This is a genomic window from Bacillus sp. FSL L8-0358 (assembly GCF_038593095.1).
Lineage (GTDB): Bacteria > Bacillota > Bacilli > Bacillales > Bacillaceae > Bacillus > Bacillus subtilis.
The window spans coordinates 2324722-2349620 of sequence record NZ_CP151962.1; the positions used below are offsets into that span (position 1 = coordinate 2324722).

Here is a 24899-nt window from a genome sequence, read left to right on the forward strand (position 1 = left end):
TCTTTGGCTCACGGTTTAATTTTACCGTAGGTTCCTCCTCCTCCGGCTTTCAATTCCAGTTTTCCGGATCTCGCTTTTACGATAAGCGCCGCGGTTTTCGGCGGGACAACGCGAGCCAAATCTTCTTCTGCAGCCTCGTGAAGAACAGCCATTTCTGTTCCGAAGGCTTTTTTTAGTTTGTCCAGCGTTTTCGGGCCTACACCCGGAACAAATTGCAGCGGGATCTGATGTACATATCGCGGACGCGGGACGCGAACTTCAAGCTGATCACTCAATTCACGCAATCTTTCGCTGACTCCCTTGGTAAATCTGGCATTTCCGCAATTCGCGCACGCTGTTTCCCCGCTTATAGCAGGCTCTCCGCACGCTTCGCAAGCCGTCTGATAATATTTCCCCAATAACGGGTCCAAGCCGTAATTTGCGATAATTTCCCTGTCATCTTGTCCCTTTAATGCAAGAGCAAATTCAGTAAAATCAGCTGACTGCACATATAGTTCATTATATTCTCTGCCGATTTTCCCCAACGAATGCGCATCAGAATTTGTTAAAAAAGGATACGGATTCAATTCAGAAACGTGTGATGCCATGTCTGTATCACAGCTTAATCCAAGCTCCACCGCGTCTATCATAGATGGATCAAAAACCTCAGTTAAGCTTGATTTAACCCCTTTTCCATATAAGCTTTTATGCGGCGTAAAGATATGGGCGGGGATAAACAGGCCGCCCATTCCCTGCACTTTTTTTTGCAGGTTTAAGCCCGTTTCATAAATCCGCTGCGAGCTTAAATGAATATTTTTCAACCGGGCTGACAGCCAGTTTGAAAACTGTTTCATATCAGCCAGCGTCGGCATAAATACGAGCACATGGATCGGTCCGCTGCAGGCTTCATCATAAATCTCCAGCTCGCTCCCCAATAAAAGAGTCGTGCTGCGATAACGGATTCCTCCCCCGTCAAGCTCGCGATATTTTCCAGATGCAATGCCTTCCTCAAGCTCTAGAATGACTTCCGGAGAATGACAGTCGATAATGCCGAGGAGTTCAATTCCTTTATGTTCACTGGCTTCAACCAAAATTCTGTCCAGCGTTAATGTTTTGGCGCCTGTTATTTTGACAGCCCTTCCTGTAAAGGTCCGGCCGATATGAATGTGCAAATCCGCGTAAATCTTTTTCATTTTTGTGCTTGGAGCGCTTCTTTCAGCTGAAGATACTGAATCGCGTAGGCTGTTTTAGCATCGTATACTTCACGCGATTCAACCAGCTTTAGCGCATCTTCAAGCGTCACCTCCATCACTTCAACAAACTCGTCCTCATCAAGCTCCCGTTTCTCTTCAAGCACAGAAAGCTCCTCAGCAAGAAAAACGTGAACGATTTCATCTGCAAATCCGGGTGATGTATAAAACGCAGTTATTTTTGTCAGTTTTTTTGCTGTATAACCGGTTTCCTCTTCAAGTTCCCGAAGTGCCGTATACTCCGGCTCCTCACCTTTTTCAAGCTTACCGGCCGGAATTTCAACGATCGTCCGCTCAAGCGGCTTACGGAATTGTTTGACCATGATGATTTTCCCTTCATCTGTAACGGCTAGTACCGCTACAGCTCCAGGGTGTTTCACAATTTCACGTTTACTGGCTCTGCCGTTTGGCAGCTCTACATCCTCGACATAAAGATCAATGACTTTACCTGAAAAGATCTGTTCTTTGGCAATTGTTTTTTCTTCTAATGATTTCATTTCTTCATCTCCCGTTCTGTCTCTATATGATGCCCCATACATTTTATCATACTAGAGCAAAAGGGGGCTTCTTCGTGAAAGTGCACCGCATGCCAAAAGGTGTTGTCTTAGTCGGAAAAGCATGGGAAATTCGGGCGAAGTTAAAAGAGTATGGACGCACATTTCAATATGTGAAAGATTGGATCTCAAAGCCATAAAAGTTGAAACTTTAGCTCCTTTATATTACGGTCAATACAAAGCCTAAAAAAGGAGTGTGCACATGAGAAAGCGCAAATTGGGTACATCTGATTTAGACATTAGCGAAGTCGGACTCGGCTGTATGTCTCTTGGAACTGAAAAAAACAAAGCATTGTCCATTCTGGATGAAGCGATCGAGCTTGGCATCAACTATTTGGACACAGCGGATTTGTATGACCGAGGACGCAACGAAGAAATTGTCGGTGATGCGATCCAAAACAGACGCCAGGATATTATTCTGGCAACAAAAGCGGGAAACCGTTGGGATGACGGAAGCGAGGGCTGGTATTGGGATCCTTCAAAAGCTTACATAAAAGAGGCGGTAAAAAAGAGCCTTACACGGCTGAAAACAGATTATATCGACCTTTATCAGCTTCACGGCGGCACGATAGAGGACAACATTGATGAAACGATCGAAGCGTTTGAGGAATTAAAACAAGAAGGTGTCATCCGCTACTACGGCATTTCTTCCATCCGCCCGAATGTGATGAAAGAATATGTAAAAAAATCAAACATCGTCAGCATTATGATGCAATTCAGCCTGTTTGACAGACGCCCTGAGGAATGGCTCCCGCTTTTAGAAGAACATCAAATCAGCATAGTCGCCAGAGGTCCTGTTGCCAAAGGGCTCTTAACTGAAAAACCGCTTGATCAAGCTTCAGACAGCATGAAACAAAACGGGTACTTGTCCTATTCATTCGAGGAACTGACAAATGCCCGCAAGGCAATGGAGGAAGTGGCTCCCGATCTTTCCATGACAGAAAAGTCGCTGCAGTATCTGCTAGCACAGCCGGCTGTCGCCTCAGTGATTACAGGCGCCAGTAAGATTGAGCAGTTACGGGAAAATATTCAGGCAGCAAATGCACGGCGTTTAACCGAAGAGGAAATCAAAGCGCTCCAATCTCATACGAAACAAGACATTTACAAAGCTCATCGCTCATAGCAGAAAAACCAGCACCTGGACGGGTGCTGGTTTATTTATATTGATGCCAATCCATTTGGCTTTCATTTAGGAGTTCTTCAAAGCTCTTATTTTTTTCGATCTCTTTTTTCTTTCTGATCTGTTCTGCTTTTTCTCTTTCCTGCCTCTTTTCATCCTCTTCCTTCAATTGGCTCTTCATCTCCATAAGCTTTGCTTTGATATCGGATTGAAGGCCGTCTTTTAGCTGGTGCTTATCAGCGGATTTTTGTTTTTTCATGCAGACTTCCCCCATGTTTTGTTTTGAAGCCAGTTTATCACGGAGCATATACACTGAACAAGCAGACTCTCTTCTGATCACTTTCTCAGCGGAGCAGTGTTTAGGTATAATGATTTTAAACACGAATTACCTATATTTAGTTGAAAGGTGCTGTGACTTTTGAAGAAAATCCTTTTGGGCATTGGCGCTCTCGTAACAGCTGTCATCGCAATCGGAATTGTTTTTTCAAATATGATTCTATTCATCAAGAAAAAAACGGATGAAGACATTATCAAAAGAGAGACAGACGACGGACATGATGTGTTTGAATCATTTGAACAAATGGAGAAAACCGCTTTTGTGATACCCTCCGCTTACGGGTATGACATAAAAGGATACCATGTCGCACCGCATGACACACCTAACACTATCATCATCTGCCACGGGGTAACCATGAATGTGCTGAATTCTCTTAAGTATATGCATTTATTTCTTGATCTCGGCTGGAATGTGCTCATTTATGACCACCGCCGGCATGGCCAAAGCGGCGGAAAGACGACCAGCTACGGGTTTTACGAAAAGGATGATCTCAATAAGGTTGTCAGCTGGCTCAAAAACAAAACAAATCATCGCGGATTGATCGGAATTCACGGTGAGTCGATGGGAGCTGTGACCGCCCTGCTTTACGCTGGTGCACACTGCAGCGATGGCGCTGATTTTTATATTGCCGATTGTCCGTTCGCATGTTTTGATGAACAGCTTGCCTACCGGCTGAGAGCGGAATACAGGCTCCCGTCTTGGCCCCTGCTCCCTATCGCCGACTTCTTTTTGAAGCTGAGGGGCGGCTATCGCGCACGCGAAGTATCTCCGCTTGCTGTCATTGATAAAATCGAAAAGCCGGTCCTCTTTATTCACAGTAAGGATGATGACTACATTCCTGTTTCTTCAACCGAGCGGCTTTATGAAAAGAAACGCGGGCAGAAAGCGCTGTACATTGCCGAGAACGGTGAACACGCCATGTCATATACCAAAAATCGGGATACGTACCGAAAAACGGTACAGGAGTTTTTAGACAACATGAATGATTCAACAGAATAAAAAAGCGAAAGGCCTCTTCGGCTCTTTCGCTTTTTTATGTTACAGAACGTCGGTAATGCCATCCATATTTTCTCTGATCCATTCAATCGCAAGATCTATCGTTGTAAACTCCTGCGTCTCAAAGGTCATTTCATCCTGCAATAGCCAGACATCTTTCTTGATGGACTCTGCTCCTCCAATTGACCAGTGAAGCAAGGTATAGGGATGGTTTTGATTCAGGAAGGATACCCACGTTTTATTTTGTGCTGTGTTCTTCATTGCCTTCAGCTTTTGTTCCACGTTTCGCGTCTCCTACTTTACTAATATGCTCATTCTGGGGCTGAGCATTTCAGCCGGGCTTTTCAGCGCCAATGTTTTGGCTTTTTCATTGTAATCGATCGTCATTTGATCGTCAAAAAACACTTTTTGCGACGATTGGATATACAGCGGAATGCCGTTCGTTTCCAGCTGCTCGCACTGTCCCGTTAATTCTTCTGCCAGCCAGATTGTCGGGACACCGCTTACCGCGCAGCCGCATCCTTCTGCATCGTAACGAAGCTGGGCTTTTTTCCCCGGGTTGGCATCAAACGCCTGCTGCAGTGCCTGTTTTGCTGCATCTGTCACATGTATGTTCATAAGGTGAAACCCCCGTTTTCATCATTTTCGCTATTGTAGCATACAACACTGCCATTCGCATTGTTTCTGCCTTTTTTCCACCGCTTCGCATTTTCTTCTGCAGTCTTGATCCACTCATCTTTCCCTTGTATGTACTGATTGATGCTGTCAGGATGCTGGGCCGCCAGCCGTTTTTTGAGAACGGCGTATTCCTTCGCTATGTTTGGATGAGCTCTGAGATAATCTCTGAATAACAGATGCCTTTCAATAGCAGGGTTTCCCTGTTCGTACATATGGACATGATGAGTGCGTTTATTTCCGCCCTTTTGGAAATAACGCCTGCCCGCTATGCCGTTCTCACCTTTTGGTATATAGCCGTTAGCCTTCATTTGTTCATCAAATTGGCTCACGGCTTCAATGCTTCTGACTTCAATTAACATATCAATGATTGGCTTCGCTGCCATGTTCGGTATTGATGTGCTTCCGATGTGATGAACAGCGATAATCTCCGGCCCGAACACCAGCTTCAGCCGTTCTTTTTCTTCATCGAAACATTCTGCCCATTTTTCGTTGTAGAGAATGACCTCAACTTTTCTTTTCGGATACAAATGAAAGACCGACAGCAATAGACCCTGCGCTGCTTTGACGGTTTCTGCCTTTTGGAATCCGGCCTGTGTATAGAGTGACACGGCCGGGATATTGTTCTCGGCTGTGACTACTTCGATTTTCTCAGCGTCTTCATTATGATCAATGACAAATTGCAGAAGTGCTCGTCCAATTCCTTTTCTGAAACCGTCAGGATGCACAACAAGCCTGCAAATGGTGAGATGATGCATGTTTTTCTCATATGAAATGACACCGATCAGCTTGCCGTTTTCCCGATATCCCGCAAACCGTTCATGAGATGCTTGAATATCCTTCACCTTCTCTTGTAAAGCGGGAATACCGTCAAAACCGATAATCTCTGTTTCCTTTATGTAGGCGGGGATCTGTACGGCTAAAATCTCATGCGCTATAGCGTCTTCCTTATGCTGGAGAAATTCAATCATTCGTGTTCCTCCTGAAACAGCCGCTGTCTGTCGACTTTTGTGACGCGGACTGCATACGACTTGTACCAAACGCTTTTTCCTTTTTCTTTTGCCGCTTGATGTTCAATGTGATGCCTCCAATGGTTAATTGCGTCCATACTGTCCCAATAGGAAACTGTGATGCCTCTTCCATCCGCTTCACGTACGCTTTCCACGCCTAAAAATCCAGGCTGATCCGCCGCAAGCGATACCATCCGCTCCGCTGTTTCTCCATATCCTGTGTCATTTTCGCTTTTGACAGAAGAAAAAATGACTGCATAGTAAGGAGGCTCAGGTGTTTTTGATAAAAAATCCATCATATTTCCCCCTCATATGTTTTTGACAAACAGTACCCTGTCTTGGCCTGGGCCATCATAGTTTGCAAACACTGAGATGCCATTTACCGTCTTGGTGCCCTTTTCAATATCAAACCCCAATTTTGTGTGATATGCGATTGATACCTTATTCACAGGTGAAGTGACGCACTTTACCCGGGTGCAGCCTCTTTGTTTTACTGTTTCGATAAATACATCATACAATTGTTTCCCAATTTGCATTTTTCTGAAATCTGGATGCACACCGGAAAAATGAATGTACGCCGTTTCAGAATCCGATTGCGATTGAAATCCGATTAAAAATCCCGTCATGCTGTTATGTTCGGATGTAATAAAGCTTGTGTCCTGAAAATGCTCAAAAAATAGTCTCGGCAATTTTTCTTTCAGCTGTCTGCCGCCCCACCATTCATTCAGTACAGACGTTACCATTTCATAATCTGAAGACGTGATTGTTCGAATATCCATTACGATTTGATCTCCCTCCGTCTGGCAAAACGAATGTCAGCTCTTTTTCTCACAATATAAAAATTATATTTTGCCTGGCTGGAATTGTAAATGCCTTCTTTCCTTTATCATACGTTTCCAGACTGCCGAGGGAACAATGTTTCATCATTTTAGCCTATTTCTCCCCCAAGCAGGAGGAGAGACTTTACAGCACAATATCAAGCACTTGATCAAGTCTCAGCTTATAAAGCTGATCCTCGTCTCCTTTTATCCATACTGCTTTTTCAAACTCTTCATACCGGCAGATCTTCCCGGTGCAGCGGACAATCTCACCGTCCTGAAAGCAGCTGACAGTGATATCCTGAGCGAACTCCATCGCGGCGCAAAGCGTTTGATTCATCTCTTCCAGCTTATCGGGGTCAAGGATCGGCTTTTGCAGCTTCTGTTTAAGTCGCTTTCTCTCCAGCAGGCTTTGCTTATGTTCCGGCAGAAACATCCTGCTCCCTTCCCACAGCAGGTTGCCCCTTTTTAAATGATCGTTCATTTATAATGCCCCCCTATTTTAGCCGCACGTTCAAATGCCTGGCCTGCCGCTGTCAGTGACGCCGCCCTGATGATTGCTGTGTCGCCGAATCGATTTTTAATGCCGTCCATCACATAGCCTAGGCTCATTTTCTTTGCATAATCCTGAAATAAATTGAGCTGCCATATGTCATCAGATGAGAGCTGAGACAGATTGACACCGAGACGGCGGACAGGTTTCCCGTCCCAAAATGTAAGAAACAGCCGGCGTACAGCCTCATATACATCCTGCGTAGAATTAGTCGGCTCTGCCAGCTTCACTTGCCGGTTGAAGCCCGTCGGCCAATCAAAATCAGCACCCCGGCAGCTCACTGACACCGTCTGCCCCATGACCCCGGCGTTTCGGCTTCGCCTGCACACTTCTTCACTCAGCTCAAGCAATACGACCTTGATTTCTTTGTCAAAGTGTTCGTAGTCTCTCGGGAGAGTCATTCCATGGCCTATCGCCTTTTGCCCGTCCAGAGACGAAGTTGACACAGGGGAATAGTCGATTCCGTTTGCCGTCATCCACAGCACGTGGCCGTTAATGCCCCATTTCTTTTTTAAAAGATCGAGCGGAAAAGCCGCGAGCCCGCCGATCGTGCTGATGCCCATTCGATTTAAATGATGCTTCATGCGGCTCCCGACGCCAAACATGCTGCCCACCGGGAGCGGCCACATTTCGGTTTTCATATTTTCTTTCGTTAAGGTAAAAATACCGTTCGTATTCTTTTTTGCAAAATTGTCACACGCAATTTTGGCCAGCGCTTTGTTAGGGCCGATTCCGACCCGTGCATAAACGCCGATCTCCCGCATGATTCTGCCCTGAATGCTTTTCGCGATCTCCATCGGCGTCCCAAACAGCTTCTGGCTGCCTGTAATGTCCATGAACTGTTCATCGATAGAATAAGGCTCCACAAGGTCTGTATACTCCTCTAGAATGGCCGTAATTTGCAGTGATACATCAATATACCGTTGCATACGCGGCCGGAGCACAACAGCCTCAGGACACTTTTCCTGCGCCTCCCACAGCCGTGAAGCATTCACCACACCCTTTTGTTTCGCCAGCGGGCAGGCAGCCAATACGACTCCGCCCCTTTTTTCAGGGTCACCCGAAACAATGACGGGCCTATTTTTCAAATGTGGATTTTCCGCTTTCTCTACAGATGCATAAAACGATTGCATGTCAACGAGAAAAATCACTTTTTCTTTCATCATACACACCTCTAAAAAGAACTTATGTTCGTTTTTCATTATATGCGAAAGTATGTTCGTTTTATACTGGTAAATGATTCTTGTCTGACAGAAAATATGATCCAAGGGTTTGAGAGAAGAAAAACATTTAGTAGAATAAAAGCGAAGCATAAGGATAGGAGAGTCATGATGGAGAAATTTATCGAAAAAATGCTGGGACAGGCATTGCGTCAATACGGCAGAAACGTTGCTATAGATCCGTTAAGCCCGTATGAAAAACAAAGCCTGAAAGCGGCTCTACAAGAGAGACGGAATGAAGAACCGGATGAGGATTTGCATGCGCATATAGAAGATATCATTTATGACTATGTCACAAACCAAGGCCTGTTCTCTTAAACGCATGACTGTCAGTTCGTTCAGCCGCTGATGCGGCTTCCCTTTGAAAACACCGCCCGAAACAAATAAACAGTTTCAGGCTTACAGAAAAAAGCAGGATTTTCTCACGCTCCATAGATTCATATGGCCTGGCATAAAATTTCCCTCAATGTTCGCGTAAAACGGAATAAGCTGTCCATGATCACGCGTATACACTTTTTCTAAGAGATGTGCTCTCTTGTTCTGTCATGCGGTCCATCGGTTTTCAGCTTACATCTTGATCTCATAGCCGGTTTCACTGCCGATATGATCTACGTCCTGGCGGCTTAAACTAACACACTCTCACTGACCAATCGCTTTGCTTTTCATCGGACATCCCGTCATTTCCTTCTTCAATTTCAAGATGTAAACTCCGTCAGCCACACGCATCCTCAACGCATAGTATATTGCCATCCATACAATCAGGCATACTACATGTCAAAAACGAAATATTTTGAATGATCTATTGGAGAAGGAAATTTTTTCATATATGATAGACAGGAGAGAATATAATTCATGAAGAAATGGAAAGATATCCACCCGATCAGCTGGACAATTATAATCGGAACCATTTTCGGCAGAATGGCAACATCGATGAGCATTCCTTTTTTAGCGATTTATTTGACAGCCGTCCAAGGCGCATCAGCTTCCTATGCAGGGCTGGTCATTGCCGCGAGCTCATCAGTCGGCATCCTCGCAAGCTTTTACGGCGGATATATCTCAGATAAATTCGGCAGAAAAAACATGATGCTTGTATCGATTTTCGGATGGATGCTGGTATTTGCAGGCTTTGCGGCGGCATCTCATCTCTGGGTGTTTTTTGTAGTTAACGCATTAAACGGTCTTTGCAAATCACTGTTTGAGCCCGCTTCAAAGGCCTTGCTGTCTGATATGACAGAAGAAAAAACGAGACTGCTAGTTTTTAATTTACGCTATGCAGCTATTAATATCGGCGTTGTCTTCGGACCTGTGCTTGGCCTATATTTCGGCTCATCGCAATCGACTACGCCCTTTTTGGTGCCTGCAGTCATTTACGGACTATACGGAATTGTGCTTGCCCTCCAATTTAAAAAACATCCATCCTTATCAGCACCAGCCCAGTCCCGAAATATGAGCGTGCGGGAAGCGTTTATGGTCACGCAAAAGGATTATCTTTTTACCATTGCTTTGGTCGGCATTACGCTATGCACCTTCGGCTACTCACAATTCAGTTCCACATTCCCTCAGTATATGGCACAGAACCCCTTGATCAGCAATGGAACGAAGCTGTATGGGCTGATGCTGACATTAAACGCAATCGTTGTGTTGGCGACGCAATTTCCCATTGTCCATTTTGCAAAACGGTTTTCGCCGCTTTGTTCTCTGATGCTCGGTAATGTGATGGTTAGTATCAGCATGGCCATTTTCACCGTATCGCACGGTGTTCCATCAATTGTGATGATTGTCATCACATTTACAATCGGCGAAGTTCTTTTATTCTCTATGATGGATTTGTATGTAGACCAGATTGCAAAACCAGGATTAAAAGGCACTTATTTCGGGGCAATCGGTTTTTCACAGCTCGGAAACGTCATCGGCCCTTGGATCGGGGGGATCTGTATAGACCTGTTTGGCGCTGACAGGCCGATTTTTATTTTTTCTGTCCTGAGCGGCATTACCCTGCTCGGCCTGCCATTTTTAGCGTTCGCCTATCGGCAAATGAAAATGGAGACCACAAAACACCGTTCCCGTCTGGAAAAGCCGCTTTACATAAAAAACGGAAGAGAATGAATCTCTCCCGCATGAGGTGAAGAACATGAATATAGGTGATGTGATGTTTCAGCTGTTTGTATTTATTATATTTGCCGCTGTCATCTTTGCGGCTGTTACAGGCTTCAAGTATGCGAAAAACCGAAAAGCGCAGCTGGATCGCATTGAGAAAAAGCTGAACAGCCTGTCCGAAGATCACGATTAACAGCTTGGGGCAACGAGCTCTACCTTAATCCGGTCCGGATCCTCACAAAAGACTGCATAATGCCCGTCTCCTCCGGCAAAAGGATGCCTGTCTCGGTACAACACACGATAACCTTTTGCCGTCAATTTTTCAGTCATCTGATCGACTTGAAGCTTGGATTCAGCATGAAATGCGAGATGGTTCAGACCGACTCGGCATCTATGGTATTCCGGCTCTAGAAATGGCTCTTTCGCCTGCACAATCACTAGGTAAAAACGCTCTTTCTTCCAGCTGATGCCTGAGCTCCATTTTTGGTACTCTTTATAGCCAAGTTCTTTTAAGAACCAGCCCCAAAACCGCCTAGACGCCTCCAAATCAGAGACATACAGTTCGATATGATGCAAAATTTCATACCCTCCTTACCAGCACTTCCTCGACCTTATGCCCGTCTCCCTTACGCAAAATGAGATCTGACCTGAATTTAGTCGGCAAAATATTTTCATATAAATTCGGCCGGTTGACACTCTCCCAAATCGAGGCTGCCATCTCGTCAGCCTCCTGATCGGACAAGTCTTTAAATTTATGAAAATATGAATCAGGATTTTGAAAAGCAGTTTCCCGAAGCAGGCGAAAACGCTCTAAATACCAAGTGAAAATCCGGCTTTCCTCCGCATCCACATAAATCGAAAAATCAAAGAAATCGGAAACAAAAATACGCGGGTTTTCCCGGTCATCCTCCAAGGTGGGCGACTGAAGGACATTAATACCTTCAATAATCACAATATCCGCCTGTTCTACAACCTCGAACACACCTTCCTCGCGGTCATAGGTTAGATGGGAATACACCGGGGCCTTTACGCTGTCCTTTCCTGATTTTAAGTCATTCAAAAATTCGAGCAGCGCCTTTACATCATAGCTTTCAGGAAACCCTTTTCTAGACATCATATTTTTCTTTTTCAGCTCGGCAGTAGGAAATAAAAAACCATCTGTCGTGATAAGGCTCACTTTTGGACGGTCAGGCAAACGCGAAAGCAGCTTCTGCAAGATCCGCGCCGTCGTGCTTTTTCCGACTGCGACACTGCCGGCAATGCCGATAATAAACGGAATTTTAGCTGAATGTGGGTGCTTCAGAAAAACATTGACATGCTTATTGCGTTCAGCCGCAGACTTGACATGCAAATGAAGCAAGCGAACAAGCGGAATATAGATCGTTTCCACTTCTTCAACAGATAGATAATCATTCAATCCTTCAACAGCTTTTGCCTCTTCTTCGGATACAGCAATCGACAAATGCCCCCCAAAACCAGACCAAGACTCCCGATTGTGCTGTGTATATAAAGTATGTAAGTTAAGTTCTTTATTTTTCACTGTTTACACCTGACTCTCTGTAGGTTAAAACCCTTACAAAGATTGTAACGGAAAACCTTTTCACTGTCTGCTTATTTTTCATTTCGTTTTTTTAGCAAATCAGCACCGATTCGGTTATACGCAGCCATTTCTTCTTTTGGAACCATGCTTCCTCCCGTTCCCCAGACGACATGTACGGCATGTTCCATCTTATATTTCTGACCATAGCGCCTTCCCTCTTCTGTCGAAAAAAGCTGAACCGGCCCGAACATGCCGGCAAGAGCAGAGGGCTCTAAATATTTATTTTCAGATACAGCCAGCATATGAAGCAAAGTATAAAGCGTATTGTCCTCTACCGTATAACAGCCGCTCAGAAGCGGTTCAATCAGCTTGCCGACAAATCCTGACGGCCTCCCTACGGCAAGTCCGTCAGCAGCCGTCTGATTATCCAGGCCGATATCCTGGACGGAGATCTTCTCGTGAAGTCCTGAATAAAGCCCTAACAGCATACAAGGTGAATGAGTTGGTTCTGCGAAAAACACATGAACATCATCTCCGTATAAAAGCTTCAGCCCAAATGCTACACCGCCCGGTCCTCCGCCGACGCCGCACGGCAGATACACAAACAAAGGCGTCTCAAGACTTGGCTTTATATTCATACAGTCAAGCTGTGTTTTTAATCGGCTTGCAGCAACAGCATATCCTAAGAACAGCTGACGAGAATGTTCATCATCAATAAAATAACAGAATGGATCTTGTTCCGCCTGCCGTCTCCCTTCGTTCACCGCTTCGCTGTAATCTGTTTCGTACTCCATAACAGTGACTCCCTTTTGGCGGAGGAGATCCTTTTTCCACTGCTTAGCATCGGCGGACATATGCACTGTCACGCGAAACCCGAGTGCCGCGCCGATGATGCCGATGCTTAAACCTAGATTTCCTGTCGAACCGACAGCAATCGAATAGCGGGAGAAAAACCCGGTAAACCGCTCTTCCTGTAAGATGCGGTAATCATCGGTTTCCCGAAGCATTCCTTCTTGAAGCGCGAGATTTTCAGCATGCTTTAACACTTCATAAATCCCGCCCCTCGCTTTAATCGATCCTGAAATCGGAAGCTCATGGTCGCACTTTAAAAGCCATCTTCCCGGAAATGGCTGCTGATATGCCGCTTCCAGCTTTTCCTTCATATGCCGAACCTCAAAAAGCGGAGACTCGATGATTCCTTTAGCGCCTTTCGTCTCAGGAAACACCTCGGCAATGTAAGGTGCAAACCGCCGCATTCTTTTTTCCGCTTCCGCTATCTCGGTTGCCCACTCATCTGCACGGGGTAATGGCCCCTCTTTCTTGCCTGAATTTGCCCAGAATACAGGCTCTGCATCAATCAGTTTCTGAATAAACGGATCTTTAAGCAGAGCATGAAGGACTTCTGAATGAACTGACATTCAACAATCTCTCCCTTCCACTATCAAAAACTGCCTCGTGAGAAACAAGCCACTCCACCACAGGCAGTTCCATCATTATTTTTTCATGAGCGCGCGTCCTGCCAGCTTTTCTACAAGAGCTGGAAACAGCTGATACAGCTTAGTGCCGGCATTCATTAAACGCGGAAGATTGATCTCCCGCTTTTTCGTAAAAATTGCAGCTGTAATTTGAGCTGCCACGTCATCAGGATCAAGCATCCAGCGGCCGACATTTTTGGCGTAGTCCCCGCCTTTATCAGCAATGGAAAAAAAGTCCGTCTGAATCGGTCCCGGGTTGACTGTCGTCACATAAATGCCGGTTCCCGAAAGCTCCATCCGCAAAGCGTTTGAGTAACCTAACACGGCATGTTTGGTCGCGGAATACAGGCTAGACTTCGGTGTTGCGATTTTCCCCGCTTGAGAGGCGATATTGATGATATGGCCCTTTTTTTGCTCAAGCATTTGCGGAAGCACCGCTTTTGTACAGGCGATCAGGCCGAAGACATTCACATCAAACATCGCTTTCATGTCATCCAATGTAGAGTCTAAAACCGTTTCAAATATACCGAAGCCCGCATTGTTAATCAGTACATCCACCGAGCCGATCTGATCGCGGACCCGGGCGATATCCTCTAGGCGGCCGACATCCAGAGGAAAAATCTCACACTGTCCGCTCCATTCCTCGGTTATTTTCCTTTTGATTTCTATCAAACGATCCTCGCGTCTAGCCGACAGCAGGACATGGGCTCCTTCAGCCGCGCATAAGTATGCGATTCTTTCACCAAGCCCTCCTGAAGCGCCGGTTATCCAAATCCTTTTTCCCGCTATATGTTTCACCCATTTCACCTCTTCATTGTTTTAAAGTATGCGGTATTTCCTTCCCAATATGACGTGATGGCTTCTTCAGCCTCCAACACATCAAGGTGACCTGCCGTTTCTGACATCGTTAAAAACAATTCCTTTTCATATACAGCAGGAAAAAGCTGCTGACAGACCTGAAAAGCGGTCATCGGCTTTTCATCCAGCATGCGACGCACATCCTCCGTCCTGTTCCTCTGCTTGTCAAAACGCTTCTCAATCAGCGCTTGTACACTGGTGATAGGCTCGCCGTGACCAGGAAATACGATTGTTGGATCAAGTTGAGACAGCCTTCGCAATGACCGCTGATAATCCACTAAAGGCTTTGACCTGACGTCTCCCATTTTCGGCGCTTCCAAAATCGGATTAGACGAGCTGTTGGCCAGCAGTAGATCGCCGCCAAGCATCCTTCCGCTTTTTTCATGGAACAGAACGATATGCGATTCAGCATGTCCAGGCATCTCCAACACAGACCAGCCCTCAAGCCCATCTATGCCCATACCTTCTCTGATTGATTTTGTCAGAGATCTCGTACAGGAAAATGCGTACGCTGATCGAATCAGCTTTTCCGCCTTCCCCGTATCAAATGGAACGCCTAATTCAGGCAGCAGCTTTTGAAAAAAACGTTTTTGCCAATCCATAAAGGCTTGATTTCGGCTGATATAAGGTTCGTTGAATGCATGCCCAATCACTTCGATTTCATCTGAAAAGACATCAAGCAAGCCTGCATGATCAGCATGATGGTGAGTCAGTACAACCTGCTCGATATCTGACATTTTCACATTTACAGCGGCAAGCTGCTCTTGTAAGACTCTGGCAGCCTCTTTTGTATTCGGCCCGGCATCGATAAGTGTCAGTGCATCACCTTTTACGAGGTAAACGATAACATCGCCAACAGCAAACGGCGTCGGGACGCGGATCGCAATTACATCTTCAGTTGTCATCCTTTCGCTCCTTGTCTTCATTCATTATTCATATTTTAGCTTTTTCTCGGTCTTGTGTCATTATTGCAGAATGAGAACAAACCTTTTTGAAAAAGCTATTGACATTAGCTTATCCGCCATTGCATAATGAACAACAAACTAAAACGAGAACCATTGGAACGCTATGACGAGGAATAGTATACAAGGCAATGGCCTAAGAGAGCGATACCCCCGGCTGAAAGGTGTTGCGGCCCGCTTGTTTGTAGAACCTGCCCTCAAGTCGCGGTTAGGAAAACCTAAACGTTTCCCGCGTTACGGGATTTGAGCTGAGCACAATTTGTGCTAATGAGGGTGGTACCGCGAACCTTTTCGTCCTTTACGTGATGAAAAGGTTTTTTGTTGTTCTGATAGAAGGAGGATATCAATGAAAAAGATAGGATTTGTCGGCGCCGGGTCAATGGCAGAAGCAATGATCAACGGCATTTTGCAAAGCGGCATCACAAAACCAGAACATATCTATATTACAAATCGCTCAAATGACGAGCGCCTGATTGAATTAAAGGAAACGTACGGCGTGCGTCCATGCAGAGATAAAAATGAGTTTTTCACTCACACCGATATCATTATCCTCGCTTTCAAACCGAAAGACGCGGCGGAAAGCATCGACAGCATCCGGCCGTATATCAAGGACCAGCTTGTAATTTCAGTACTTGCAGGCCTTACCATTGAAACCATTCAGCATTATTTTGGCAGAAAGCTCGCGGTCATTCGCGTCATGCCTAATACATCAGCGGCAATCAGAAAATCAGCAACCGGATTTTCCGTAAGCACGGAAGCAAGCAAGAATGATATTATTGCCGCAAAAGCTCTATTGGAAACAATCGGTGATGCAACACTGGTTGAGGAGCGGCATCTTGACGCTGTCACTGCAATCGCAGGCAGCGGCCCGGCCTACGTGTATCGTTATATTGAGGCGATGGAAAAAGCGGCACAAAAAGTAGGATTAGATAAAGAAACGGCAAAAGCACTCATTTTGCAGACAATGGCAGGGGCAACAGATATGCTCCTTCAAAGCGGCAAACAGCCGGAAAAGCTGCGTAAAGAAATCACCAGTCCTGGGGGCACTACAGAGGCAGGTCTTCGCGCTTTACAGGACTCCCGCTTTGAAGAAGCAATTATTCACTGTATTGAAGAAACAGCTAAACGGAGCGCAGAAATCAAAGAACAGTTTGCCGGTGCCGCCTTAGAGAGACATTCTTAGATGTAAGACAGAAACAGAAGGCACAGTGCCTTCTGTTTTTTATTTTTCCCGCAACAGCTGGCCGGCAGATTCTGATTGCTTTAATAGCGCGGAGATCGTAAATGAAAGCAAATCGGGAAGCACTTCAAAGGAATAAGGCATATACAATCTTTCCGTCCATTTATGCGGGTCTTTACCAGCCGGACCGACATTTAAAACCGGGACATATAAAGCCTGATTTTTACCGCTTGGCAATGAATATCCTCTGTTAAAGAGCGGCATATTGCTTGTGTATGCATCAACCTCCTGCTTTTCCAGCTGAAGATAACTCAAGTCCGAAAGTCCGGGGAAGTACTGAACCTCCCGTAATGCAATGCCGTATCGCTCAGCCGCATAATGCTTTAACTGATCTGCTGTATTTCTGATCAATTGATCATCCTTTGAAGAAACAGCTGGATAAAGCGGCGGACTATAAAACAGAACGATGAGCGGCGCATCCTCCTTACAAAGCGAAGCAAGCTCAGAAACAATTTTCGTCGAAAAATCCCTGTCTCCAAGCTCCCCCCTGTTAGCAAAGGCATAATTTAGAGCCCGCTCTGTTTCCGAGATCCCCGCACGCTTTTTTGCACGCGAGACCAGCTCATCAAATGTCAAAACAGTGACGTCCCGCTCAATCGGCTGAAATGGCGCAAATTGTTGAAAATCCTGTGTTTTCTTCCGAACGTTCGACATGATTTTCTCCGCCGCCTGTTCTGCTGTTTTAAGCAGCATCTGATGCAGCTCACTAGCTGAGCGTTTCATTGACAGCACATTAAATAATGTGACAGCTGTATGCGGTGTCTGGACTGAATATGCCTCTTTCAAGTCCTTTTGCATTAAGTTTACCGGCGGCGGAGTGACCTCGCCATCAACCTTTTCGCAATAATCAGCATTCAGTTCAAGCAAACGGTTAATCTCAGATACCATTAAATTTGCGTTTAGGCCTGAAAACGGCTCTCCAACATGTGTCTCAATCCCCTTGCAGAAAAAACCCGCAAGCACCTTGCCAATGCTTCCTGTATAAAAATATTGCTGCTGATCGCCGGGAAATTTTTCAAACATCGGTTCGGCATTCAGGCAAGCGGTTAATGTGATATCATGCTTTTTCTCCATTTCCTTCAATGCAGGAATCGCTTCAATCATGCCTCTAGAATTCACTTCCTCGTCCGGAACCGTTATCAACAGCAGATTGCCCTCAAAATGTCCGTTCATTGCCCTCTCCAGCATCGACAGTTGAACACAAAGCCCCGCTTTCATATCCATCGTCCCTCTTCCGAACAGCCAGTCTCCGCTTTCGGCATCTCTTCTCACACGTTCCGGGAGCAGCTCTTTTTTCTCTAAAAAGGAGCTCAAAAGCTCAGCAGGCTTGCAAGCCATATGTTTAAATTCGCCGTAATCTTCTATGTCAACGACATCAAAATGACTCAGCAGAAGCACTGTCTTTTTGACATTCTTCTTTTTGACTAGAGCCGTAAGAAAAGATCTGCCATCGTCCATCGGATGAAGTGTTACATCATCAGGGTGCTTTTGAAAATAGGGCTTGTCCTTCAAAATAAAATAAAGATACTCTGCAAGTGCTGCCTCGCCCTTTGAACCGGTGATGCTTTCGTATTGCACAAGAGAAGTTAAAAGTGCCAGCAATTCGTCCTTCGTCTGCCAATTCATTGATTCCGCCCCTCCTATGAATAAAAATGCTTCTATACTGAAAAATAAACTGATTTCTCGTCTATTATACAGAAATGTTTGACAAAAGCGGTTCTTTTGAGCAGTTTATATGACGGGAAAGAAATGACTTGATATAATCAATCTCTAAAAACCTTACGGGAGGCGAAAGAAATGGCCAGAAAATTATTTACACCTATTACAATTAAAGATATGACGTTAAAAAACCGCATTGTCATGTCGCCAATGTGCATGTATTCTTCTCATGAAAAGGACGGAAAATTAACACCGTTCCACATGGCACATTACATATCGCGCGCAATCGGCCAGGTCGGACTGATTATTGTAGAGGCGTCAGCGGTTAACCCTCAAGGACGAATCACTGACCAAGACTTAGGCATTTGGAGCGACGAGCATATTGAAGGCTTTGCAAAACTGACTGAGCAGGTCAAAGAACAAGGTTCAAAAATCGGCATTCAGCTTGCCCATGCCGGACGTAAAGCTGAGCTTGAAGGAGATATCTTCGCTCCATCGGCGATTGCGTTTGACGAACAATCAGCAACACCTGTAGAAATGTCAGCAGAAAAAGTAAAAGAAACAGTTCAGGAGTTCAAGCAAGCGGCTGCCCGCGCAAAAGAAGCCGGCTTTGATGTGATTGAAATTCATGCGGCGCACGGATATTTAATTCATGAATTTTTGTCTCCGCTTTCCAACCATCGCACAGATGAATACGGCGGCTCACCTGAAAACCGCTATCGTTTCTTGAGAGAGATCATTGATGAAGTCAAACAAGTATGGGACGGTCCTTTATTTGTCCGTGTATCTGCTTCTGACTACACTGATAAAGGCTTAGACATTGCCGATCACATCGGTTTTGCAAAATGGATGAAGGAGCAGGGTGTTGACTTAATTGACTGCAGCTCAGGCGCCCTTGTTCACGCAGACATTAACGTATTCCCTGGCTATCAAGTCAGCTTCGCTGAGAAAATCCGTGAACAGGCGGACATGGCTACTGGTGCCGTCGGCATGATTACAGACGGTTCAATGGCTGAAGAAATTCTGCAAAACGGACGTGCCGACCTCATCTTTATCGGCAGAGAGCTTTTGCGGGATCCATTCTTTGCAAGAACTGCTGCGAAACAGCTCAATACAGAGATTCCGGCCCCTGTTCAATACGAAAGAGGCTGGTAATGCCCATAAGAGATATCCTGTTGAGGATATCTCTTTTTTTATTTTTAGAGAAACGATCGGCTAAGGTTCTCCGTCTCCCTAGTAGAACCAATTAGAGGAGATGACTCCAATGAAATCAGCTTGGATGGAAAAGACATATACAATTGACGGATGTGCGTTTCATACACAGCACCGGAAAGGATCAAGCGGTGTAACGATTGTCTTTGAGGCCGGCTATGGTACTTCTTCTGAGACGTGGAAACCATTAATGGCGGACATTGATGATGAATTTGGCATTTTCACATATGATCGGGCAGGCATAGGAAAAAGCGGGCAAAGCAGAGCTAAACGAACAGCTGATCAACAAGTGAAAGAATTGGAGAGTTTGCTTAAAGCAGCTGATGTAAAACCTCCTTATTTGGCTGTTTCACACTCATACGGAGCTGTCATCACCGGTTTATGGGCCTGCAAAAACAAGTATGATATTATCGGCATGGTCCTTCTTGACCCAGCTTTAGGCGATTGCGCCAGCTTTACCTTTATACCCGAAGAAATGCACAAATCACATACGAGAAAGATGATGCTTGAGGGCACACATGCAGAGTTTTCAAAAAGTCTGCAGGAGCTCAAAAAGCGGCAAGTCCACTTAGGAAACATGCCTCTTCTTGTGTTGTCATCAGGTGAACGGACTGAGAAATTCGCTGCTGAACAGGAGTGGCAAAACTTGCACAGCAGCATATTGTCTCTATCTAACCAAAGCGGCTGGATTCAAGCTAAAAACAGCTCCCACAACATCCATCATGATGAACCTCATATCGTTCACTTGGCTATTTATGACGTATGGTGCGCAGCGTGCCAGCAGGCCGCTCCTCTTTACCAGGCAGTCAATTAACGTAAAAAAAGACCGGGCCGTAAGGGATTCCCGGTCTTTTATATTATTTTGTTTCACGGTGAAGGGTATATTTCTTTAAACGCGGCGAATATTTTTTCAGCTCCAAACGGTCTGGATTGGTGCGTTTATTTTTTGTTGTGATGTAATTTCGGTCTCCCGTTTCAGTGCAGGCTAAAGTAACATTTACTCTCATAATTAACATCTCCTCATAAAGCGTAATGATTACGTTTTATTATACAACGTCATCACAAATTGTCAAATAAGAGCTCCGCCTTCAGCCTCGCGGGACGTTTACCTCTAAGAAATCATATGCCGCCACGCTATTGGGGAAAACGTCAACCGCTTCTTTTTGAAGCTCCAAAGAAGCATCTCCCTGATATCTTGCGCTGATATGGGTTAAAATGAGCTGCTTCGCCCTTGCTTCTTTCGCTGTTACAGCCGCTTGTTCCGTTGTACTGTGATAATAATCATAAGCAAGTTTACGGTCTTCCTTAGCAAAGGTTGCTTCATGAACAAGCACATCACAATCCCTCGCAAGCTCTTTTAGTTTGTCACTTACTCTCGTATCACCGGAGAACACAACAGATCTTCCCTTTTTGGGAGGCTCCAGAAAATCATTCCCATTGATGATTCGTCCGTCTTCAAGCGTTACCGTTTCGCCTTTTTTGATTTTCTGATATACAGGTCCGGGCGGGATGTTCATTTCTTTTAATACATCAGCCTTCAAGGAACCCGGTACGTCTTTTTCCTGCACACGGTACCCGAAAGCTTCTACTCCATGAATAACAGCTACCGCTGTGACAATAAACTGGTCGTCCTCAAACACGATTCCTTCTTCAATTTCTTGTATCGCAAGCGGATATGTCAAATGGGTTCTCGTGACGGCAAGGCTTGTTTCAATAAACGCCTTGATCCCTTTAGGTCCGTACACTGTCAGCTCGTCCTCTCCACCTTGAAAGGAACGGCTCCCCAGAAGCCCCGGAAGTCCGTATACATGATCGCCGTGCATGTGTGTAATAAAGATTTTCTCTATTTTACGAGGTTTAATCGTTGTATGTAAAATTTGATGCTGTGTGGCTTCCCCGCAGTCAAAAAGCCATACCGAACGCCTTTCTTCAAGCAATTTTAATGCCACCGACGTTACATTTCTCGCCTTGGCGGGAATGCCGGCTCCTGTCCCTAAAAAAAGTAATTCCACGTTTCCTTCCTCCTACTAGAACCAGATACCTACAAGAATACAGGATCAAGCGCAAAATGTGAATCTTGCCTCTGAAAAGAACAATCCTTTCGTGCTAGAAACATTTTTTCAGCATTCTGCTTAAAAAAGGGCTTAAATGTTTGCTTTCGTTGAATTTTAGATTTAAAATGAAGGAAATATACGGGGTGTACTAAAATAAAGCTTCGAATAAAGTGAGGTACTTTTAGTGAAAACAAACCAACAACCAAAAGCAGTAATTGTCATATTCGGTGCAACTGGAGATTTAGCAAAACGAAAATTGTATCCGTCTATTCACCGTTTATATCAAAACGGACAAATCGGAGAAGAGTTTGCAGTGGTAGGAGTTGGAAGAAGACCTTGGTCTAATGAGGATCTTCGCCAAACTGTTAAAACATCCATTTCCTCAGCTGCAGATAAGCATATAGATGATTTCACGTCTCATTTTTACTATCACCCGTTTGACGTGACAAACCCTGGCTCTTATCAAGAGCTTAACGTATTGCTTAACCAGCTGGAAGATACATATCAAATTCCTAACAACAGAATGTTCTACTTGGCAATGGCTCCTGAATTCTTCGGAACGATTGCAAAAACATTAAAATCAGAGGGTGTAACAGCTACAACCGGCTGGTCCCGACTTGTCATCGAAAAGCCGTTCGGCCATGATCTGCCAAGCGCACAGGCATTGAATAAAGAAATCCGCGAAGCATTTACGGAAGATCAAATTTACAGAATCGACCATTATCTAGGCAAACAAATGGTTCAGAACATTGAAGTGATTCGATTTGCCAATGCGATTTTCGAACCGCTTTGGACAAACCGCTACATTTCAAACATTCAAATCACATCTAGCGAATCACTAGGCGTTGAAGACCGCGCAAGATATTACGAAAAATCAGGCGCCCTTCGCGACATGGTGCAAAACCATATTATGCAGATGGTTGCCCTTCTTGCAATGGAGCCGCCGATCAAATTGAACACAGAAGAAATCCGCAGCGAAAAAGTGAAGGTGCTAAGAGCACTGCGTCCTATTGCAAAAGATGAAGTGGATGAATACTTTGTGCGCGGACAATATCAAGCCGGTGAAATTGACGGTGTGCCTGTTCCTTCTTATACAGAAGAAGATAATGTCGCTCCTGACTCCAATACAGAAACCTTTGTTGCCGGCAAGCTCTTGATTGACAACTTCAGATGGGCTGGTGTTCCATTCTATATCCGTACCGGAAAACGAATGAAAGAAAAGTCCACAAAAATTGTCGTTCAATTTAAGGACATTCCGATGAACCTGTACTACGGCAATGAAAACAACATGAATCCGAACTTGCTTGTCATTCATATTCAGCCTGACGAAGGCATTACGCTTTACTTAAATGCTAAAAAGCTTGGCGGAGCAGCACACGCGCAGCCAATCAAACTCGATTATTGCAGCAATTGCAATGACGAGTTGAACACCCCTGAAGCATATGAAAAACTTATTCACGACTGTCTTCTTGGCGATGCAACAAACTTTGCACACTGGGATGAAGTTGCCCTTTCTTGGAGCTTTGTCGACTCCATTTCTGAAACATGGGCAGCAAACAAAACCTTATCTCCTAACTACGAATCAGGCTCAATGGGACCAAAAGAATCAGATGATCTTTTGGCGAAAGACGGCTTGCACTGGTGGAATATATAAGTAAGAAAAAAGCCGAAAATGCTCACAAGCATTTTCGGCTTTTTTCAGCTATCACAGAGGTATAGCACTCTCTTTAATAACAAAACCCCCAAAGCTCTAAAGCTTCGGGGGTTTCTATTGATTACTTCATCCATTCAGTATGGAAGATGCCTTCTTTGTCAGTACGCTCATAAGTATGAGCGCCAAAGTAGTCGCGCTGTGCTTGGATTAAGTTTGCAGGCAGTACGGCTGTGCGGTAGCTGTCATAGTAGGCTAATGCGCTTGAGAATGATGGCACCGGCACACCTTGGGCAACTGCAAGTGAAATCACTTGGCGAAGCGCTCCTTGGTAGCTTTCTACAATATTCTTGAAATAGCTGTCAAGAAGCAGGTTGTCAAGCTCAGGCTCGCGATCGTAAGCTTCTTTGATCTTCTGAAGGAATGCCGCGCGAATGATGCAGCCACCGCGGAAGATCATAGCGATTTCACCATATTTCAGGTCCCAGTTGTATTCTTCAGAAGCAGCTTTCATTTGGGCAAATCCTTGCGCGTATGAGCAGATTTTACTCATAAACAACGCTTTTCTGACCGCTTCAATCAGCTCTTCTTTATTTTCTGTAACAGGCTTCACTTCCGGTCCTGAAAGAAGTCCGCTTGCTTTCACACGCTCTTCCTTCATAGCTGAGATAAAGCGTGCGAATACAGATTCAGTAATAATCGGAAGCGGAACGCCTAAGTCAAGTGCGCTTTGGCTTGTCCATTTTCCTGTTCCTTTTTGCCCTGCTTTATCAAGAATCACATCAACAAGCGGTTTGCCTGTCTCTTCGTCTTTTTTTGTGAAGATGTCAGCCGTAATCTCAATCAGGTAGCTGTCAAGCTCGCCTTTATTCCATTCAGCGAAAACTTCATGAAGCTCATCAGCAGAAAGGCCCAGCACCTGTTTCAGAATGAAATATGATTCAGAGATCAGCTGCATATCTCCATATTCAATTCCGTTGTGCACCATTTTTACGTAATGGCCGGCGCCGTCCGGACCGATATATGTCGTACAAGGTTCACCGTCAACTTTTGCAGAAATGGCTTCAAGAATCGGTTTTACAAGCTCATGTGCTTCTTTTTGTCCGCCAGGCATGATAGAAGGTCCTTTAAGCGCTCCTTCTTCTCCGCCGGAAACGCCTGTTCCGATAAAATGAATGCCGCTTTCAGCGAGTTCTTTGTTACGGCGCTGTGTATCTTTATAGTATGTATTACCGCCGTCAATTAAAATATCATCCTTCTCTAGATGAGGAAGAAGAGATTGAATTGTCGCATCTGTTGCAGTTCCCGCTTTAACCATTAATAAGATTTTGCGCGGTGTTTCCAAGGATTGGACAAATTCTTCAATGCTGTATGTGCCAACAACATTTTTTCCTTTTGCCTCCTGTAAAAACTCCTCAGTTTTACTGCTTGATCTGTTGTAAACAGAAACAGAAAATCCCCGGCTTTCGATATTTAAAGCCAGATTTTTACCCATGACCGCAAGTCCGATAACGCCGATTTGTTGTTTTGACATATTCTAACGTCCCTTCTGCAAACGTTTAATCATTTTAAAATTTAAATTAAAATAAAATGATATTTATAATAAAGAAATTACCATACATTCACCCTTTTTTTCAAG

The 24899-nt window shown here is 44.9% G+C and carries 29 protein-coding genes; 10 read left to right on the forward strand and 19 right to left on the reverse strand.

The genetic code is table 11. From position 1 onward, the window contains the following. Positions 1–8 precede the first annotated feature (8 nt). Together NYE49_RS11810 and nudF are read right to left on the reverse strand one after the other, a co-directional pair. The gene (locus tag NYE49_RS11810; RefSeq protein ID WP_047182835.1) at positions 9–1172 is read right to left on the reverse strand and encodes a TIGR00375 family protein; all 1164 of its coding nucleotides are present in this window, start codon (positions 1170–1172) and stop codon (positions 9–11) included. Further along, positions 1169–1726, reverse strand: a complete 558-nt coding sequence (gene nudF / locus NYE49_RS11815; protein ID WP_047182836.1) for an ADP-ribose pyrophosphatase — start codon at positions 1724–1726, stop codon at positions 1169–1171. Before nudF ends, NYE49_RS11810 begins: the two co-directional genes overlap by 4 nt. 74 nt (positions 1727–1800) lie before the next feature. On the opposite strand from nudF, the gene mciZ reads away from it, so the two are divergent. Next, on the forward strand, positions 1801–1923 hold the full coding sequence (gene mciZ, locus NYE49_RS11820) for a Z-ring formation inhibitor MciZ (protein ID WP_003230420.1): 123 nt from the start codon (positions 1801–1803) through the stop codon (positions 1921–1923). A 62-nt stretch (positions 1924–1985) separates the two neighbouring features. Then, positions 1986–2906: an aldo/keto reductase gene (locus tag NYE49_RS11825; RefSeq protein WP_047182837.1), complete on the forward strand. Its 921-nt coding sequence runs from the start codon at positions 1986–1988 to the stop codon at positions 2904–2906. A 31-nt stretch (positions 2907–2937) separates the two neighbouring features. On the opposite strand, the gene NYE49_RS11830 is transcribed toward NYE49_RS11825, so the two are convergent. Further along, a complete protein-coding gene (locus tag NYE49_RS11830; RefSeq protein WP_003230416.1) occupies positions 2938–3162 on the reverse strand; it encodes a YqkE family protein in 225 nt (74 codons plus the stop codon). 159 nt (positions 3163–3321) lie between these two features. Between NYE49_RS11830 and NYE49_RS11835 the strand changes: the two genes are divergently transcribed. Next, positions 3322–4239 (forward strand): alpha/beta hydrolase, encoded by a 918-nt coding sequence (locus tag NYE49_RS11835; RefSeq protein WP_047182838.1) that lies wholly within the window; start codon positions 3322–3324, stop codon positions 4237–4239. A gap of 39 nt (positions 4240–4278) precedes the next feature. On the opposite strand, the gene NYE49_RS11840 is transcribed toward NYE49_RS11835, so the two are convergent. The 7 genes from NYE49_RS11840 to NYE49_RS11870 all read right to left on the reverse strand — a co-directional run bounded on the left by NYE49_RS11840 (position 4279) and on the right by NYE49_RS11870 (position 8458). After that, entirely contained in the window at positions 4279–4518 is a 240-nt protein-coding gene (locus NYE49_RS11840; protein ID WP_003230411.1) for a YqkC family protein, read from the reverse strand. Positions 4519–4530: 12 nt separating this feature from the next. Then, positions 4531–4854, reverse strand: a complete 324-nt coding sequence (locus NYE49_RS11845) for an iron-sulfur cluster biosynthesis family protein (protein ID WP_003226552.1) — start codon at positions 4852–4854, stop codon at positions 4531–4533. After that, positions 4851–5882 carry a GNAT family N-acetyltransferase gene (locus tag NYE49_RS11850; protein ID WP_047182839.1) on the reverse strand — a complete coding sequence of 344 codons (1032 nt, stop codon included), beginning with the start codon at positions 5880–5882 and terminating at the stop codon, positions 4851–4853. Before NYE49_RS11850 ends, NYE49_RS11845 begins: the two co-directional genes overlap by 4 nt. Next, on the reverse strand, positions 5879–6220 hold the full coding sequence (locus NYE49_RS11855) for an antibiotic biosynthesis monooxygenase (protein ID WP_047182840.1): 342 nt from the start codon (positions 6218–6220) through the stop codon (positions 5879–5881). The genes NYE49_RS11850 and NYE49_RS11855 overlap by 4 nt, the downstream gene beginning before the upstream one ends. 9 nt (positions 6221–6229) lie before the next feature. After that, positions 6230–6700, reverse strand: coding sequence for a GNAT family N-acetyltransferase (locus NYE49_RS11860; protein ID WP_015384025.1), 471 nt, complete (start codon positions 6698–6700; stop codon positions 6230–6232). A gap of 184 nt (positions 6701–6884) precedes the next feature. Continuing rightward, positions 6885–7223, reverse strand: coding sequence for a YolD-like family protein (locus NYE49_RS11865; protein WP_003230403.1), 339 nt, complete (start codon positions 7221–7223; stop codon positions 6885–6887). Further along, on the reverse strand, positions 7220–8458 hold the full coding sequence (locus NYE49_RS11870; RefSeq protein WP_080030675.1) for a DNA polymerase IV: 1239 nt from the start codon (positions 8456–8458) through the stop codon (positions 7220–7222). Before NYE49_RS11870 ends, NYE49_RS11865 begins: the two co-directional genes overlap by 4 nt. Positions 8459–8623: 165 nt before the next feature. Between NYE49_RS11870 and NYE49_RS11875 the strand changes: the two genes are divergently transcribed. The 3 genes from NYE49_RS11875 to NYE49_RS11885 all read left to right on the forward strand — a co-directional run bounded on the left by NYE49_RS11875 (position 8624) and on the right by NYE49_RS11885 (position 10802). Continuing rightward, positions 8624–8830: a YqzH family protein gene (locus NYE49_RS11875; protein ID WP_047182841.1), complete on the forward strand. Its 207-nt coding sequence runs from the start codon at positions 8624–8626 to the stop codon at positions 8828–8830. 534 nt (positions 8831–9364) lie between these two features. After that, positions 9365–10618, forward strand: coding sequence for an MFS transporter (locus NYE49_RS11880; protein ID WP_015384029.1), 1254 nt, complete (start codon positions 9365–9367; stop codon positions 10616–10618). A gap of 25 nt (positions 10619–10643) precedes the next feature. Further along, a complete protein-coding gene (locus NYE49_RS11885) occupies positions 10644–10802 on the forward strand; it encodes a hypothetical protein (RefSeq protein ID WP_014477259.1) in 159 nt (52 codons plus the stop codon). Here the strand turns inward: NYE49_RS11885 and NYE49_RS11890 are convergent. The 5 genes from NYE49_RS11890 to NYE49_RS11910 form a co-directional block, all read right to left on the reverse strand. Further along, positions 10799–11185: a VOC family protein gene (locus tag NYE49_RS11890; protein ID WP_080344208.1), complete on the reverse strand. Its 387-nt coding sequence runs from the start codon at positions 11183–11185 to the stop codon at positions 10799–10801. The genes NYE49_RS11885 and NYE49_RS11890 overlap by 4 nt on opposite strands. Before the next feature lie 4 nt (positions 11186–11189). Then, complete coding sequence (gene coaA / locus NYE49_RS11895) at positions 11190–12149, reverse strand: type I pantothenate kinase (RefSeq protein WP_003245966.1); 960 nt, start codon at positions 12147–12149, stop codon at positions 11190–11192. A gap of 71 nt (positions 12150–12220) precedes the next feature. Beyond that, positions 12221–13567 (reverse strand): D-serine ammonia-lyase, encoded by a 1347-nt coding sequence (dsdA, locus tag NYE49_RS11900; protein ID WP_047182843.1) that lies wholly within the window; start codon positions 13565–13567, stop codon positions 12221–12223. Between the two features lie 75 nt (positions 13568–13642). Further along, positions 13643–14422, reverse strand: coding sequence for an SDR family oxidoreductase (locus tag NYE49_RS11905; RefSeq protein ID WP_015483409.1), 780 nt, complete (start codon positions 14420–14422; stop codon positions 13643–13645). Positions 14423–14427: 5 nt separating this feature from the next. Beyond that, the gene (locus NYE49_RS11910; RefSeq protein ID WP_047182844.1) at positions 14428–15387 is read right to left on the reverse strand and encodes an MBL fold metallo-hydrolase; all 960 of its coding nucleotides are present in this window, start codon (positions 15385–15387) and stop codon (positions 14428–14430) included. Positions 15388–15790: 403 nt separating this feature from the next. Here NYE49_RS11910 and proC point away from each other — a divergent pair, with 403 nt between their 5' ends. Next, positions 15791–16627, forward strand: coding sequence for a pyrroline-5-carboxylate reductase (gene proC, locus NYE49_RS11915; RefSeq protein WP_014477264.1), 837 nt, complete (start codon positions 15791–15793; stop codon positions 16625–16627). 39 nt (positions 16628–16666) lie between these two features. Here the strand turns inward: proC and NYE49_RS11920 are convergent, their stop codons facing one another. Next, complete coding sequence (locus NYE49_RS11920) at positions 16667–18310, reverse strand: M20/M25/M40 family metallo-hydrolase (protein WP_047182845.1); 1644 nt, start codon at positions 18308–18310, stop codon at positions 16667–16669. A 171-nt stretch (positions 18311–18481) separates the two neighbouring features. Between NYE49_RS11920 and namA the strand changes: the two genes are divergently transcribed. Together namA and NYE49_RS11930 are read left to right on the forward strand one after the other, a co-directional pair. Continuing rightward, positions 18482–19498 (forward strand): NADPH dehydrogenase NamA, encoded by a 1017-nt coding sequence (gene namA, locus NYE49_RS11925; protein ID WP_003230377.1) that lies wholly within the window; start codon positions 18482–18484, stop codon positions 19496–19498. A gap of 109 nt (positions 19499–19607) precedes the next feature. Continuing rightward, on the forward strand, positions 19608–20369 hold the full coding sequence (locus NYE49_RS11930) for an alpha/beta hydrolase (RefSeq protein WP_014477266.1): 762 nt from the start codon (positions 19608–19610) through the stop codon (positions 20367–20369). 43 nt (positions 20370–20412) lie between these two features. On the opposite strand, the gene rpmG is transcribed toward NYE49_RS11930, so the two are convergent. Together rpmG and rnz are read right to left on the reverse strand one after the other, a co-directional pair. Then, a complete protein-coding gene (rpmG, locus tag NYE49_RS11935; RefSeq protein ID WP_003226511.1) occupies positions 20413–20562 on the reverse strand; it encodes a 50S ribosomal protein L33 in 150 nt (49 codons plus the stop codon). Between the two features lie 81 nt (positions 20563–20643). After that, entirely contained in the window at positions 20644–21567 is a 924-nt protein-coding gene (gene rnz, locus NYE49_RS11940) for a ribonuclease Z (protein ID WP_047182846.1), read from the reverse strand. A gap of 226 nt (positions 21568–21793) precedes the next feature. On the opposite strand from rnz, the gene zwf reads away from it, so the two are divergent. Further along, positions 21794–23263 carry a glucose-6-phosphate dehydrogenase gene (gene zwf / locus NYE49_RS11945; protein WP_047182847.1) on the forward strand — a complete coding sequence of 490 codons (1470 nt, stop codon included), beginning with the start codon at positions 21794–21796 and terminating at the stop codon, positions 23261–23263. A 121-nt stretch (positions 23264–23384) separates the two neighbouring features. On the opposite strand, the gene gndA is transcribed toward zwf, so the two are convergent. Then, complete coding sequence (gene gndA, locus NYE49_RS11950; protein WP_003230365.1) at positions 23385–24794, reverse strand: NADP-dependent phosphogluconate dehydrogenase; 1410 nt, start codon at positions 24792–24794, stop codon at positions 23385–23387. Between the last annotated feature and the right edge of the window lie 105 nt (positions 24795–24899).

Coding starts and splice junctions, on each gene's coding strand:
- NYE49_RS11875 (WP_047182841.1), top strand. CDS start 8,624: ATGGAGAAATTTATCGAAAAAATGCTGGGACAGGCATTGCGTCAATAC.
- rpmG (WP_003226511.1), bottom strand. CDS start 20,562: ATGAGAGTAAATGTTACTTTAGCCTGCACTGAAACGGGAGACCGAAAT.
- proC (WP_014477264.1), top strand. CDS start 15,791: ATGAAAAAGATAGGATTTGTCGGCGCCGGGTCAATGGCAGAAGCAATG.
- NYE49_RS11850 (WP_047182839.1), bottom strand. CDS start 5,882: ATGATTGAATTTCTCCAGCATAAGGAAGACGCTATAGCGCATGAGATT.
- NYE49_RS11825 (WP_047182837.1), top strand. CDS start 1,986: ATGAGAAAGCGCAAATTGGGTACATCTGATTTAGACATTAGCGAAGTC.
- namA (WP_003230377.1), top strand. CDS start 18,482: ATGGCCAGAAAATTATTTACACCTATTACAATTAAAGATATGACGTTA.
- NYE49_RS11830 (WP_003230416.1), bottom strand. CDS start 3,162: ATGAAAAAACAAAAATCCGCTGATAAGCACCAGCTAAAAGACGGCCTT.
- NYE49_RS11810 (WP_047182835.1), bottom strand. CDS start 1,172: ATGAAAAAGATTTACGCGGATTTGCACATTCATATCGGCCGGACCTTT.
- NYE49_RS11865 (WP_003230403.1), bottom strand. CDS start 7,223: ATGAACGATCATTTAAAAAGGGGCAACCTGCTGTGGGAAGGGAGCAGG.
- NYE49_RS11910 (WP_047182844.1), bottom strand. CDS start 15,387: ATGACAACTGAAGATGTAATTGCGATCCGCGTCCCGACGCCGTTTGCT.
- NYE49_RS11930 (WP_014477266.1), top strand. CDS start 19,608: ATGAAATCAGCTTGGATGGAAAAGACATATACAATTGACGGATGTGCG.
- NYE49_RS11920 (WP_047182845.1), bottom strand. CDS start 18,310: ATGAATTGGCAGACGAAGGACGAATTGCTGGCACTTTTAACTTCTCTT.
- gndA (WP_003230365.1), bottom strand. CDS start 24,794: ATGTCAAAACAACAAATCGGCGTTATCGGACTTGCGGTCATGGGTAAA.
- NYE49_RS11860 (WP_015384025.1), bottom strand. CDS start 6,700: ATGGATATTCGAACAATCACGTCTTCAGATTATGAAATGGTAACGTCT.
- NYE49_RS11880 (WP_015384029.1), top strand. CDS start 9,365: ATGAAGAAATGGAAAGATATCCACCCGATCAGCTGGACAATTATAATC.
- NYE49_RS11870 (WP_080030675.1), bottom strand. CDS start 8,458: ATGATGAAAGAAAAAGTGATTTTTCTCGTTGACATGCAATCGTTTTAT.
- dsdA (WP_047182843.1), bottom strand. CDS start 13,567: ATGTCAGTTCATTCAGAAGTCCTTCATGCTCTGCTTAAAGATCCGTTT.
- nudF (WP_047182836.1), bottom strand. CDS start 1,726: ATGAAATCATTAGAAGAAAAAACAATTGCCAAAGAACAGATCTTTTCA.
- NYE49_RS11855 (WP_047182840.1), bottom strand. CDS start 6,220: ATGATGGATTTTTTATCAAAAACACCTGAGCCTCCTTACTATGCAGTC.
- NYE49_RS11845 (WP_003226552.1), bottom strand. CDS start 4,854: ATGAACATACATGTGACAGATGCAGCAAAACAGGCACTGCAGCAGGCG.
- NYE49_RS11885 (WP_014477259.1), top strand. CDS start 10,644: ATGAATATAGGTGATGTGATGTTTCAGCTGTTTGTATTTATTATATTT.